Origin of the sequence: Aeromonas sp. YN13HZO-058 (assembly GCF_001921245.1) — a bacterium.
GTDB classification, from domain to species: domain Bacteria; phylum Pseudomonadota; class Gammaproteobacteria; order Enterobacterales; family Aeromonadaceae; genus Aeromonas; species Aeromonas allosaccharophila.
Map to the genome: position 1 here is coordinate 25,535 of NZ_MQSY01000077.1, position 13,710 is coordinate 39,244.

At 50.5% G+C, this 13,710-nt stretch carries 8 protein-coding genes and 1 pseudogene; 1 reads left to right on the forward strand and 8 read right to left on the reverse strand.

The window, feature by feature from the left end; translation table 11 throughout:
• Positions 1-38: 38 nt before the first annotated feature.
• Entirely contained in the window at positions 39-1,151 is a 1,113-nt protein-coding gene (locus BSP75_RS19685; protein ID WP_075114328.1) for an IS630 family transposase, read from the reverse strand.
• Between the two features lie 546 nt (positions 1,152-1,697).
• Complete coding sequence (locus BSP75_RS19690) at positions 1,698-2,204, reverse strand: hypothetical protein (protein WP_075114329.1); 507 nt, start codon at positions 2,202-2,204, stop codon at positions 1,698-1,700.
• A gap of 580 nt (positions 2,205-2,784) precedes the next feature.
• On the opposite strand from BSP75_RS19690, the pseudogene BSP75_RS19695 reads away from it, so the two are divergent.
• A pseudogene (locus BSP75_RS19695) lies at positions 2,785-3,162 on the forward strand (DDE-type integrase/transposase/recombinase); the annotation flags it as partial.
• Positions 3,163-3,282: 120 nt separating this feature from the next.
• On the opposite strand, the gene zorD reads toward BSP75_RS19695, so the two are convergent.
• The 6 genes from zorD to BSP75_RS19725 all read right to left on the reverse strand — a co-directional run bounded on the left by zorD (position 3,283) and on the right by BSP75_RS19725 (position 13,649).
• Positions 3,283-6,510 carry a type I Zorya anti-phage system protein ZorD gene (zorD, locus tag BSP75_RS19700; RefSeq protein ID WP_075114330.1) on the reverse strand — a complete coding sequence of 1,076 codons (3,228 nt, stop codon included), beginning with the start codon at positions 6,508-6,510 and terminating at the stop codon, positions 3,283-3,285.
• 3 nt (positions 6,511-6,513) lie between these two features.
• A complete protein-coding gene (locus BSP75_RS19705) occupies positions 6,514-8,193 on the reverse strand; it encodes an EH signature domain-containing protein (protein WP_075114331.1) in 1,680 nt (559 codons plus the stop codon).
• Positions 8,194-8,198: 5 nt separating this feature from the next.
• Entirely contained in the window at positions 8,199-8,924 is a 726-nt protein-coding gene (gene zorB1, locus BSP75_RS19710) for a type I Zorya anti-phage system protein ZorB1 (RefSeq protein ID WP_075114332.1), read from the reverse strand.
• Positions 8,925-8,939: 15 nt separating this feature from the next.
• The gene (gene zorA1, locus BSP75_RS19715; RefSeq protein WP_083617259.1) at positions 8,940-11,129 is read right to left on the reverse strand and encodes a type I Zorya anti-phage system protein ZorA1; all 2,190 of its coding nucleotides are present in this window, start codon (positions 11,127-11,129) and stop codon (positions 8,940-8,942) included.
• A gap of 122 nt (positions 11,130-11,251) precedes the next feature.
• On the reverse strand, positions 11,252-12,298 hold the full coding sequence (locus BSP75_RS19720) for a PDDEXK nuclease domain-containing protein (protein WP_075114333.1): 1,047 nt from the start codon (positions 12,296-12,298) through the stop codon (positions 11,252-11,254).
• Positions 12,299-12,441: 143 nt separating this feature from the next.
• Positions 12,442-13,649 (reverse strand): IS3 family transposase gene (locus tag BSP75_RS19725; RefSeq protein ID WP_253186655.1). Its coding sequence is split into 2 segments (ribosomal slippage): positions 12,442-13,328 and positions 13,328-13,649, totalling 1,209 coding nucleotides; the frame shifts between segments, so codons are not numbered across the junction.
• Between the last annotated feature and the right edge of the window lie 61 nt (positions 13,650-13,710).

A 13,710-nucleotide genomic window follows, 5' to 3' on the forward strand; every position in this document is an offset into this window, starting at 1 on the left:
GAAAGGTTGCTCTATCTAAATAACTGATCCCAATAGTGCTACACCTTCGCTGTACCATAGCCATTCCCCGGGAAAGGAGACACGGTATCCATGAAGTGTTTCACTCGGGCCAGCAGGCTGGCCATTCCTCTGCATTGATGATTGCGCGTGATGGTTTCATGTAACTTGTGCCACAGCCGTTCGATGTGATTAACCCAAGGGCTGTAAACTGGCTGGAACACCAGGCAGAACTTGGGGTTCTTCTTCAACCATCGCTCGGTCTGTTTGCTTTTGTGAATGATGTAGTTATCGAGGATCAGTGTGATGGTTTTGGCTCGTCGGTAGTGGCGACGCAGCTTTTCCAGCATGGCGATAAACAGCGATGAGTTTTTCTTTATCCCGCTGACGTAAAGTACTCTTCCATTGCCTGCATGGAGAACGCCTGCCAGGTAATGTTTGGCGTTCTTTCCAGGTGTGACAACCCGCTTTTGCTGCGCTCTGAACATCCAGTCGGCCCCTAATTTGGGATTAAGGTCTATATCGACTTCATCCTCATAAAACACCGGATTATCTGCATCACAGCGGGCCAGTGCCGCGTCGATATTAGCCATTTTCTCCTGATAGGCAGGGTCTTTTATCCGCAAGGTCGGCACGGGCCTTCGCCAGACAATGCCCATACGCGGTAACCATCGGCGGAGCGTTGAGGCTGCCATATTGAGCCCCATTAACCGATTGATTTTGATAGCCAATAGTTCGGTACACCAACGGCTGCGCTGATAACCAAAATCTTGCGGAGAAAACTGCATGAGCAGCACCAGTAAGGTGACAATCTTGGCGACAGGTAAGATCGGGGCACGGCCAGCCGGTAAGGCTTCTAACGCCCCCACACCTTCATCCCGATACCACCGAAGCCAACGGCCGATGGTCNTCGGGGCACGGCCAGCCGGTAAGGCTTCTAACGCCCCCACACCTTCATCCCGATACCACCGAAGCCAACGGCCGATGGTCGAGCGAGCAGCGCCGGTAAGGTGATGAACATCAGTGATCGTGCGTCCTTCATGTAACAGCAAGATGGCCATCAAGCGACGAGAATGCCCTTTATCACGGGTGGCATGGATGATTTTGTGAATGCGGCGCCGTTGTGGTCGTGGCAGGGGTGGTAGGATAGGCATCAACTCAGTCCTTTTGGTGTGGCTTGTTTTGTTTCGCGCCTAATGAGATCGCACAAACTGGACTGAGTTCCCTTCCTCCTGTGATCTACTATTCGGAACAGCTATTTAGTGCCCTTGAACCCACGTTAATCGCCTTTTCAATCACCCTTGTATCGCCCATCAGTATAAGCCTTTCACTGGGTCGAGTTGATGCGGTATATAACCAGGGCCGACGCATGATCATTCTTTGCGCTAGTTGATCAAGTATCGATCAGTTGAGCGGCGCCAAGTACGATTTTAATTGTACCTTGCGTTGCCAAGCTGTAAATAGTCGAGATCTTAACTAACTGTTTATTTTTATGGTCCAGAAGTCTTTGCTCGACTACCTTGAATCAATTCCAGACCCACGCAATCAGGCCAATGCTCGCATATCTTGTCAGAGGTTGTTCAACCTGACCTCGGCTTAGTCAAGCCGGGGCCGGTGAACGGTTACGGGCCGCGTAGCGGTCCCACACTAATTATTTGTTATGTGCATTACCCTAGAGTTGAAGATAGGTTATTTGCAAATCAGCCATTAATAGGAATTAATTTTCCGCGGAGTTCAGGGGATAAGTCTTGTAAAAGAGCAATATGAATCCCGTCATTGCTGGTATTGCTTGCGGTAGTTGAAGGCAATGTTGCGTTTACCGATTCAGTCGAAAGTTTATACATTTTCCCTGTTAGCGGATCTACAACCAGCCATCCGATTAGTCCACCAAAAACCAAATTACCGCCTAGATACCAGCCATTAACTTTTGCATCAATTGTAATTGTTTGAGCTTTATAGCCATCTTTTTCTATAACTACAGTGTAATGTTTGCCGCCGAAATAAGAGCCATCGCTTTTTTGTAATGTTACAGTGGTCGGTGTTTGACCGGAATATATATCAAGGCCTTTCTCATCTTTAATGGAAATATGGGCATCGGAAGGTGTGCTCGTAATTGGCATAGTTTGCGAAGCGTCGCCAACAATTGTAGCGCAGCCTTGAAGCATAAGTGTTAAAGCGGTTGCAGCAGTGATAATTACTTTTTTCATATGTAAACCCTTAATCCATTAATAATAGATCATTACGATCGTTTACTATCCTAGGGAAGGTGCTAACAAGTCACTTGGCACAAAAACACACCATTCTAAATTATTGATATTAAATGGCTAAACTTTTTAGTTTTGGCACATAGGGTACTTATTCGCACCTTCCCTATCAAATTGATATGTCGTGTGCTTCATATATCTAATCGACAAAGGCGGAAAATGTCCGCCTATCACGGCATAAGCCCTGCTCGTATCTCACCAGTTTGATGATTCATCTTGAACTCAGCCAGATGCACCAAAATAGCTCATTAGCAGGCAGATTGTGCGAAATCCATAACTAGAAACCATATGATTGTTGTAGCTACCGCAGGGCGGTGTCATTGCACCCACGCATGATTGCCGTTCAGGTCTCAACCTGATGTCATTTTGAGTCTCTATCCTACTCTTCCCTGTTTTTGTTGAAAACCCTTTTTTCTTGCATGGGTTAACAAAACCTGATTACCCATGATTAGCAGTCACCACGAGCTATACTGATCTTACGTACAGTTACTGAGGTACGAGATCATGGCCAAAATCAAAGTCCGTCTGGGCAGGTGGACGCTGGCATTACCTGGCAGCGGTGCTTGACCTGCACACCCGGCGGGTCGTGGGCTGGGCGATGTCTGATAAACCTGATGCAGAATTGGCAATCAAAGCACTGGAGATGGCCTATCAGCAGCGGGGTTGCCCATCCGGTGTGCTATTTCACTCTGACCAGGGCAGCCAATATGGCAGTAGGGCATTTCGGCAACGACTGTGGCGTTATCGCATAACCCAGAGCATGAGTCGGCGTGGCAACTGCTGGGATAACACCCCGCTGGAACGACTGTTCAGAAGCCTTAAGTCAGAGTGGCTACCAGGGCAAGATCGCGAATGTTTTTTAAGCAGGGCACGAGGATTTGACCGACCGAACAGGGTGTGATCTTATACTCTCTTTTACGGGAGTTTCGTCATGAACCATCAAGCGGCATTTACCCAATTCTTCTCCGAACTTGCTGGTCGATGGACTTTATGCATGACCAGCATCTGGGAGGCCATCATTTCAACAACCTGACTCAGCCAATGCCAGAACATCCACTTCCTCTGCGCCATTCAACATATCTCCAGCTACGGCTCGTTTTCGGCTTAGCAAATCGTCCAGTTTATTCTCGAATGTGGCATAGTGTTCTGAGACAACGGTGGGGTAGTAGACATGCACTTCTCGGGTTTGCCCTATACGATAAGCTCTGTCTGTGGCCTGATCTTCTTTGGCGGGATTCCATGATCGGGTGAAGTGAATAACATGGTTCGCTGCCTGGACGTTTACGCCAAAACCTACTGCGGACGTTGAGAGAATGATCACCCCAAAACCGGGTTGAGCCTGAAACTTATCAATGATCCCTTGGCGGCTCAGGCCACGACCAGCGGTCGCCGCAGTATCGCCATTGATGATGTGCACCGCAGGCAGAGAGAAGCGATCCATAATGGTCAGTCGTAGGTCTCGTTGAATTGATCGCAACTCCGTAAAGACGATGACTTTCTCTCCCAAGGACTGGATATACTCAAGTTTGTTGATCAGCCACCGCATCTTGGGGGATACATCAAGTAAGGCACCTTCAGGTCTGATCGCGTGGGGATGAGCACATACCAATTTCAATGTATGCAGAAGCCCTAAGACTGCGACGTTTCGTTCGCCAGCTTTTTCTATCAGGCTCGACTTCTCCTTATGTAGAGTGATTTCGGAACGATAGAGCCGGTCTTGGAGTGAGCTCATTGCAAGGTTACGACAGGATGTGTCCTCGATTTTGGCTGGAAGATCTGCCACATCTTCTTTCATGCGTCGTAATAATTGAGGGACAATGAGTTGCCGGAGTTCTTCCAACGCTAAATTATCTGCATCCGTCTTACACTCGATTGGACGGCGATAGTGCCGTCCAAAATCATTCAGTGCGCCGAGCAGCCCTGGTTGCACAAAATCAAAGAGACACCACAGATCGGTCAGTGAGTTTTCAACGGGCGTCCCGGTACAGGCCACCCGAAAATCAGCTTGGAGTGCCTTCGCAGCCTGTGTAACCAGAGTGGCCGGATTCTTAATTTTCTGGGCTTCATCGCATATGACAATGCCCCATTTTTGTCGCGCGAGAGAAAGCTCCTGGTCGCGTAAGGTTTCATAGGTGGTAAGCACGATCTTGGTGCTTCCGATCCAGCCGGGGCGTAGCAAGTTGCGGATCCCTTGTTGTTGCATGGTTATAGGGATCTCGTTTCTTTTCAGCTTCATTTCTGAAAGCTCAGAGCCATAGAGCTTGAGCATCGGCATTCCATGGGTGTGGAAGAATCGCTCGAACTCTCGCTCCCAGTTATCCAGTAATGACACTGGGGCCACAATCAAAACTGGGCGGCTAGTGTTGTTCCCTGAATGCTCCAGATACCAGGCAATAAAGCAAAGGAGTTGCAGTGTTTTGCCAAGGCCCATGTCATCAGCCAGGAGGCATCCAGTTACTTTGTTGGGGACTTGTGCATAGAGATGTTGCAGCCAGGCGAGGCCATGCATCTGGTGTGGCCGCAGACTCATACCAGGACGTAGTGAATTGGGCAAGATGGCCGTTGTGGGCTCAGAAAACAAACGAACATCTGTTGTTGTATCAATGCTGTTCTGGATCCCACTATCGACCAAAAGACCAGCTCGTGGTTTGCTTTCTTCCTTATCCGCGGGGGGAGACAATTCAAACTTTTTCGCCCATTCATCCCTGAGTGTTTCGGCCACTTTCAGGGTGACCTCCACCTCAATAGTTGGGATATGGACGCTACTGTTGCCATTCGCCTTGGCTTGTTCAATCCGTTCACAGAACTGTTGGAAATCTGCGTAATTGGCCGTGTCCCAGTGGTTGAGAAGATCGGCGTCAAGACCACATGAAGCCAGGAGTTCGGGGGGCAACCACTGCTCTCCGCCATCCTTGCCAATAAAAGGGGAGCTTGGCGTCTCTATGGGGCCAATCCCAGTCACACGGTCGCCATAGTTCGACATGTCAAAAAGCTCTTCAAACATGCGCCCCATGGCTTCCTGTTGCCAACGATCTAGTAGTCGCAGAATGCCAGCCAAGTCCTCATAGCGAAAATCAGATAGCTCCAGCTCATACCCTTGCCAGAAGCCACATGCTAAACCAGCGGCCATTTTGGCTTGTAGCTCTATGGAAAAAGGGTGGAATTCATGGGCATCAGTAAATCGTAACGAGGTTGCTGGGGCAGGGGTTGGGCAAATCTCCTCAAGCACCAGGTCAACATGAGAGATCTGACCTGCCGCATTAAAGGCTGGCTCTATATGAAAGCGGTGGAAAAAAATACCGGCATTGGCTCGAGCCTGTTCAAACTCGTCAGGATCAATGATGGCGACTGTTTCTGCACCCATTACGGAGTAGGGATTTCGAACCCATTGCAAGGCTTCGTCACCCGCCACTCGACGCCCAGGCATGCGTTTAATGCTTTCCAGTACTGTTTTGGATTCAGGACTCATGATGACATGAACCACAGAGCCATCGTGCTCAATGATGTGGTAACGCTCCTGAACCTGTTGATAAGCGTCAAAACTGTCCAACCACTTCTCGGGTTGGCCATCAAAGCCAGGAAGTAGTTCCATGATAGGAACGCCGCCATGGTGTGCCTTTCGCATTTCAATTTTTAATTTGTCAGGATGAAGCACGACTGACTTTGCAAGAAAGCCATCCATGCCAGCACCGGCAGCCTTGGCGAGCTTGCGAACTTTGGCCCAACCTAGCTGATTCGTGCGCTCGCCAGATTCGCTGTTTTGCTTGATTGCGAGTTCTCGGACGGCTTGCAGAACACGCCAGCTTTCTTCTGGCATCAACCCTTCTTGTTCGTCAATGCGAACGAGGGCCCCGGTACGGTTTAATCCACCCGTGATGAGATTATGTTCATTGAGCCGCCAACCTTGGATAGAGATGCGAAACTCGGGGTCGGATAAGGCACCTTCACTAATCAGCTGAGGAGCCAGATTCCAGACAGGGGGCAAGTCCAATAGAGGAATGCTGCTCAGATGCTCTTCATCTTGCATCAAGCGATAGAGATCTTCCCAGAGGATAATCGCATCGTCAGAAAGGCTGGTTAAATAGCCCTCGTCTTCAAGTTGGTAGAGGTAACTGTCCAGTGGCTTGTTTCGCTGGATGACCTCATTGCGATGAAATAGCAGGCCTTCATCCATCCACTCACTGACAGATGTATGGCTTGCAGTCGGCTCGCTCTTGTTCTTATTGGTACCAAAAAGTTTTTTTAGCATGGTTTATTTTATCCAGTAACCGCGTCCCTGCTTGTATTGGAAACCAAGACCCAGCAGTCGATTTTGTAGCCCTTGGGAAGGGGTTGGAATCATGAGCCAGAATGCTCCACCGTTGTCTCTGAAATCCGTGATCGAGAACTTAACCGACTCTGCTTCGATAAATTGCAATGCTTGACTAATGGCCTGCTCAATACTCCCTTTATTCGGCATTGGGGAAGTGGAACCTTGTTGAGCTTGTCGAACAGCGCTGAGTTTATTGCTGGGTTGTTTCGTTGGGGGTTGTTTGTCCGGATAGATACCCCGTTCGGCAAACCAGCGGTCGTATTTGTGCCACCAGCCTCGATCTGTGGGGGTATGTGGTAATGATTCACAGCCCTTAGACTTCCCCTTTAATTCGGGGGTTAACTCAAGGATTTTGGTATCCAGCTTGAAGGGAAGGTTTTGATCATAAGGTCGAAAATAGCAGGCATTACCTTTTTTGGAAAATTCGACGATGACATAGTCCCCAATTTGCATGATGAAGGCATTGTCCTCGGATGTTCCTCCCTTGAGCTGGCTAATGCGATCTTTGTTTTTCCGTCGGAATTCCACAAAGTCGCTGGAATAGTCCTGCATCGCCTGAGGGCCAAGAACAAGTCGGGTGAAGCCAATTTGATCAACAAAACGCAGCCAATATTCCAACCGATCCCGATCGACACCTCTTTCGCCTTGAAGCAATTTAAAGAAGGTCTCCAGATCCTCTTTGGCAAACCAGCGCATGACCATCTTGCAGACGTAATCTTCTACATTGACTGACCAGCGGTTGCGTGACGAGCCAATCTGCGGGCTACCCCAGCGTTGAAGCGCAGCCTCTTTGAGGGCCTTATGTGATTGATCTTGTCTTGAGCTCTCGGCATAGCGGGTCAAGAGTCGAGCTAGTACAGTGTCCGCAACCGAGGGTAATATGCTGGTCATCGCCAACATAGGCTCTATGCGAGTAACAAACGCCTCATCATTGAGTGCAGTTACCACATTGAGATGGTTGTTGATCATGGATTTCCAAAACCAGCTCTCATCAGGGATGGGCAGGTAGGTCTTGAAAACCTGCAACGCATCCACCTTGTCTTCAGAAAGCTCTTTTGCCAACTGTTTCCCAGGCGCATCGCTGAAGATATCCCGGTATTGCTCAACCACTGCAATCCAACGCTTGGGTGACTTTTGCTGCCCCTTAAACTGCTCAAATGCGCGCTTGAGTAGCTCCCGTAACTGTTTCCAGCACTCAAGGCCGCTCTGTGCTTCAGGTTTATAGGATAGGTAGGAAGACAGTAATCCAAACCACATCTTGCGGTTGAGAGTATCAGCCGTCAGGCGCGCATTAAATTCTTTCAGAATGACGGTAAAAAGTGCGGTGTCTTCTATAGCGCGCGCATAGGTCGGGACGAGATCGGCTAGTCCCCAAGCCACCAGCCTCCAATCGCACAACTGCATTTGCACGGGTGTTCGGCGCAGCTTGATAAAGGCATTGAGTCGTTGCTCGAGCGGGGGAGGCGGTGGCGCCGTCGTATTGCCGAATTGGGCGCAGGCTTGTTCGGCTTGCTGGGTCAATTTAGAAAAACTCAGTGATGGCGATAATTGGATGCGTCCGCCATCCCAGCGCAGCAGCGTTGCGCCCAGTCGTTCGGTCAGATTTTCAAGCTTGCTCATTGAGTTCATAGTAACTGGCATATCTCAGGGCGAGTGATATGAAATTCAGGGGCGTTCTGCTCGTTTTTATCTTCCTTCAGACCATAAAACTGCATTCTTAGCTCCACTCGGCGACTGGCATCCTTGCTCTCCTTGGCATTGTTAAACGATACCCCACCGGCCAGGAACAATTTGCGCACCAGCGTGCGTTGAGCCTCACTCAGACCCATCATCTCTTCGCGTTTATCATCGAGCAAGGCACAAACGACCCATTCGGAACGCTGCAAGCTCAAATGCAGGTTGTAGAGATAAGAACCATCAGTATCGGTGAATCCCTCAATAACGACTTGCTTAAACCATTTGCGCCCTTCTTTACTTTCCGCAGCATCCAGGATCAAAGGGACCACATCGCGCAGCGCTGCATTGCCATCAGGACCAAGACGATAGGCGTTGTAGCCAAAACGGCCTGCCTCGCCGAAGTTGATGCGGTTGTCCTTACAGTCCACAGTGATGGTTCGGTTTTTGTTGTGCGCTGCGACCTGGAGGTGTTCGCAAAGCGAGCGAATATCCTCAGAGCGGATCTTGTCGGCCTGGGTGGCTTCGTTGATGCGTTTGGTCACGGAGAGCAACGAGGCCACCATCACCACCAAAAACAGGATCATCAACGCTGTCATCAGGTCGGCATAGGATATCCAGAAGGGTTTTTCCCCATCGTCCTTGTTCCGCGGTTTAGGGAGGTATCTACCAAACATACATTATCCCCACCCTTATCTGCGGATCTTGCCGAGGGTATCGGAGAGTTCTTCCACACTGTCACCGATCTCCTGAACACCCGTAGCAAGGGCGCCAACAGCCTTGCTCAGCTCTTGATCCAGGCTCCCGAGAGAGCGGCTCAAGTTTTGCTCAACGCCATCACCAAAACGAGCAAAGCTGCGCTCCAGAACCTCACCGACGCGATCGAGGTAGCTGGCCGTCTCGATATTGATCTCCTTCATGTGACTCGTCACTTGGGTCAGGTCACTGATCATCTTTGCGCGAGAAGTAGCTTCGTTCTGGCTGCTGGCAGTTATGCCATCCACCGTAGCCAGCAGTCGCTGTACGACTTCCTGATGCTTCTGATAGGCCGCAACCTGAGTGGCTAGTTCGCGGCTAGCGGTCGCCACGGTTGCACCACTGGTATTAAATTGCTGAGCTGCATTGCTACTGGCATCCATCAATTTGAGAGCTGATTCTCCTGCACTACCAAAACGATCCGCGGCTCCGCGCATTTTCTCGGCGCCCTCTTTCATGCCAGCAATCGTTTGTCGAGTGACCTCGTCGATTTGACGCAGGTTATGCGCGGCCCCTTGTTGTTGCTCTTTTAGCCCAGCCAGTAAGGCTTGAACATTTTCACTCAGATCGGAGACCAAGGCTTTGGCGCCCTCTTGTACCTGCTGCTGAGCTTGATTGGCGCCCGTTGCCAAGGTATCTCGGCTCGACTCCATTGTTTTCATGACATCGCCGAGTTGAGCGCCCAACTGGCTGACAGCCGCGTTGATTTCCTTCATCGTCTCTTCTTGACTGCGACCCACGGACTCCTTCAAGCGTTCGACAAACGACTGCATATCTGTCGCTAATTGTTGTTGGCGAGTTTCGCTCTCAGCGAACAGGCGCTCCAGTTGCTCGCCCATGCGTGAGCCTGCTTCTTCACCCTTATTGCCTATGGCGGTAACAGCCTGTTGTAGATTGGCTATCATCTCGTTCATGGACGCCTGCATCACTGCTTGGCCTGCCGTCATATCGGCAATTGCTTTGTTCAACTGCTCGTTCATCGCCTGGCTGGATGATTCACCAGCATTTCTCATGTCGGTGACCAGCGATTGGAAGGCTCCCAGCATCTGTTGCATGGCAGAAACGGATTGGCCCATCATTTCATGCAGCCCGTTAAATTGCTGACCAAAACTGGCATCAAGTTTGTTCATAAAGGCCATCAGCACATCTTGCAATAACCCTTGTACTTGACCACTCTGATCGCTGCTGGCCGCCTGGACAGACTCTGCAATTTTCTGTAATGGCTCACTAAAACTCTGCTCGATAGACGAGCTGATGCTGGAGGCGACATCCTTACCTGACTCCCGATACACAGCCCCCAGTGTTTCGGTCAGTTTCAGGTTTTCGCGAACTTGGCTATCAACCAGATTTTGCAGCATCTCGCGCAAGTCACTCACCAGACCATCTTTTAACTGACGAGCCTGAATAGCGCTCTCTTCACTGCTTTTGACAAGGGCTGCTAGGTACTCTTCACCAACGCCTGATTCAAACAGGTGATCAATGCTCTCAGTGAGCTGCTCTAACGCGGCATAGCATAGCCGCAAGTGAGCTTTCTCCGAGTTGGTAATATACATAGCGACTGTTATGGCCGCCGCCGAGGCAAAAAACGCATCCCGGACGCCATCCAGTAAAATAGATACACTGTCTTGAATTTTCACTGGGTCTGATGCATCGAAATAGAACAGGCCAATCAACAAACCGGCAAAGGTACCAATGATGCCAATCCCTGTTACAATGCCGGGGAGGTGACGGAAGTATTCGGCCCGTAGCGGTGTATCCACAAGATTTTGTGAGCCAAAGAATACGGAGGATTGAACGGTTGCGCGCACCTTGGAGAGGCGATATTCACCATCTAACGTAGCGTGTTGATGGTGTAGCGTTTCGTTATACTCATCCCAAGCACTCTTTAAACTGGCACTGGCTGTGGCAAATATCTCTTTTAGCTTGCGTAGACATGCCTCAGCCTGCTCGGGCTTGAGCTGGACAATCTGTTGATGAATGGCCAGTAGCTCTTTACGAACCATGCTTGCGGGTCGGCGATAGAGCCATAGGTAACGCAGCAAAAAATAGATTAGACATAATCCCACTATGGCGGGAGGGATCATTTGAAGATATTGTAATCCAAGCTGTTGAACGATGGTTTCCATGTCTTCCAGTATCCGTTATTTATCCAATGCAAATATGTTGAGATAACACAAAGTTTTTAGATTTTTATGCTTATTCAATCACTTTCATTGCCGTACCTATTTTGCAGGTAGAGCACTCGTTATCATTCCAGATCGTCCTTTGCGGCAAGCTCGCCAGATAGTTCAGCTTCAATCTCTGCGATGCTGGGCAAATTCCGGCCCAACGTTTCCGGAAGATCTCGTAGCAACTGGTATTCGGCCACGCCGATAGGCTTGTCGATACCAGATAGCGCATATTCGGCAACTAGTCGGTTCTGTTGCTTGCACAGCAGCAGACCAATGGTGGGCTTATCATCAGGCGCTTTAATCTGTGCATCCACTGCGGCCAGATAGAAATTTAGCTGACCGGCATGTTCAGGTTTAAACGCCGTTGCTTTGAGCTCAACCACCACATAGCACTTCAAGCGGATGTGGTAGAACAACAAATCAATGAAGAACTCGTCTCCCGCTACCTCTAGTCGATACTGTTTGCCGACAAACGCAAAGCCTGCGCCCAGCTCCAGAAGGAAACGGGTGATATGACGCACCAATCCATCCTCGATCTCCCTCTCATGAGCCTCATTACCCAATCCGAGAAAATCAAACAGATAAGGATCTTTCAAGGTATCACGGGCCAGCGCAGAATCGGCGGCAGGCAAACGCCGTTCGAAATTCGTGACGGCAGCCCCCTGACGTTGGCGTAACTGGTTCTTGATATTGAGCTCTAGTGTCGAGCGCGACCAACCATTGGTCACTGCTTGGGTTGCATACCACTCGCGCCCAGCCTCGTCATCAAGCTTGGTCAGCAGAGTAACAATATGAAACCAGGGTAATTGGTCAGCAGGCTGCTGACCAAATTGGCCTTTGGGGCAATGCTCAGCAAAAAAACGCATATATTTGAGATTAGAACTCGACCAACCGCGCATATCCGGAAAGCTCTCTTTGAGGTCGGATGCTAGTCGGTCGATCACCCTGGCCCCCCAGCCTTGCTCGGCCTGCCGCTGCACAATTTCCTGTCCGATGCGGCCATAGAGCCGCACCAACTCGGCGTTGACGGCCAGTGCAGCCCGTGATCTGGCCTGCGCTATCTCTTTTTTAATCCCGGCTAGCCAATCGGCGTAGCCTGCTGGAATAAGGGGCGTAGTGTTCATCTGATTGATGCCTCCACAATGGCCTTGGCTTCTGGTAGTCGAAACTGGCTGAAATACAGTTTAGATAGAAGGGTGTCGCGCAAGTGGGCGAGGGTAATAGTGCAAATGATCTTGACCCGCCATCTCCGGACAGCTTTTGTATCTTAAGTTAACGATGCCCGCTGCCGCCGGTATTCCCTTGGGGAGTGATATCCCAGCGCGCTGTGCGGGTGGTCTTCATTGTAATGCGTGAACGCTGCTGCAAGGTTTTGCAATGCTGTTCTCACATCCGGTTTTGGCATGAATGCGATATAGTCTTCTTTCATCGTTTTCACGAACCGTTCCGCCATGCCATTGCTCTGCGGGCTGCTTACCGCAGTTGTGCAGGGCTCCAGATTCAGTTCTCTCGCGAACCTTCGTGTTTCATGCGCGGTATACGCTGAACCGTTATCCGTCAGCCACTGCACTGGTGTGTCCGGCAACCTGTCGCCGAAGCGCTTTTCCACCGACCTCAGCATCACATCCTGCACCGTCGAACTGTCATAGCCTCCCGTGCTTGCTGCCCAGTCTATGGCCTCACGGTCGCAGCAGTCCAGCGCGAACGTTACCCGCAGTTTTTCACCGTTGTCGCATCCGAACTCGAAGCCATCTGAACACCAGCGCATATCGCTTTCTGCTACCGCGATTTTGCTCTTATGTTCACGCTTCGGTCGCTCTGGCTTGTCATGCAACAACAACAGGTTATGCTCGCTCATTATCCTGTAAAGCCGTTTGGCGTTCACAGGTGCTTGTCCCTCTGTGCGACGTTGCTTGCGCAGGATACCCCACACGCGTCGATAACCATAACTCGGCATATCGCTGATAATGTTGAGGATAGCCGACAGTATTTCTGCGTCTGCTTCGTCATTACGCCGGTTACAGCGCCTGTCCTGCCAGTCGGCAGAACGGTTAACCCGCAGTGACAGTTGCGCACGCGACACGCCCATGGTGCGGCTGACCAGGGCTATTCCCCGTCCTTTGGCAACAAGGGCGCGTGCGCTATCCATTTTCGCGACTGGCCGTACTCCACGGCTTCTTTCAGGATCTCAACTTCCATCGTCTTCTTGCCCAGAAGGCGCTGAAGCTCCCGGACCTGCTTCAGAGCAGCAGTAAGCTCAGAAGCAGGAACGACTTCCTCTCCGGCCGCCACGGCGGTGAGGCAGCCTTCCTGATATTGCTTCTTCCACTTAAACAGCAGGCTGGGCTGGATACTATGCAAGCGGGCGACATGGGAGACATTCATGCCCGGCTCCATCGTCTGCTGGATAATGGCGATCTTCTCCTGAGGAGTTTTACGTTTACGGACTTCTTGCCCTAAGGAAGGTGCGAACAAGTCCCTGATATGAGATCATGTTTGTCATCTGGAGCCATGGAACAGGGTTCATCATGAGTCA

Coding starts and splice junctions, on each gene's coding strand:
- zorB1 (WP_075114332.1), bottom strand. CDS start 8,924: ATGTTTGGTAGATACCTCCCTAAACCGCGGAACAAGGACGATGGGGAA.
- zorD (WP_075114330.1), bottom strand. CDS start 6,510: ATGCTAAAAAAACTTTTTGGTACCAATAAGAACAAGAGCGAGCCGACT.
- BSP75_RS19705 (WP_075114331.1), bottom strand. CDS start 8,193: ATGAGCAAGCTTGAAAATCTGACCGAACGACTGGGCGCAACGCTGCTG.
- zorA1 (WP_083617259.1), bottom strand. CDS start 11,129: ATGGAAACCATCGTTCAACAGCTTGGATTACAATATCTTCAAATGATC.
- BSP75_RS19690 (WP_075114329.1), bottom strand. CDS start 2,204: ATGAAAAAAGTAATTATCACTGCTGCAACCGCTTTAACACTTATGCTT.
- BSP75_RS19720 (WP_075114333.1), bottom strand. CDS start 12,298: ATGAACACTACGCCCCTTATTCCAGCAGGCTACGCCGATTGGCTAGCC.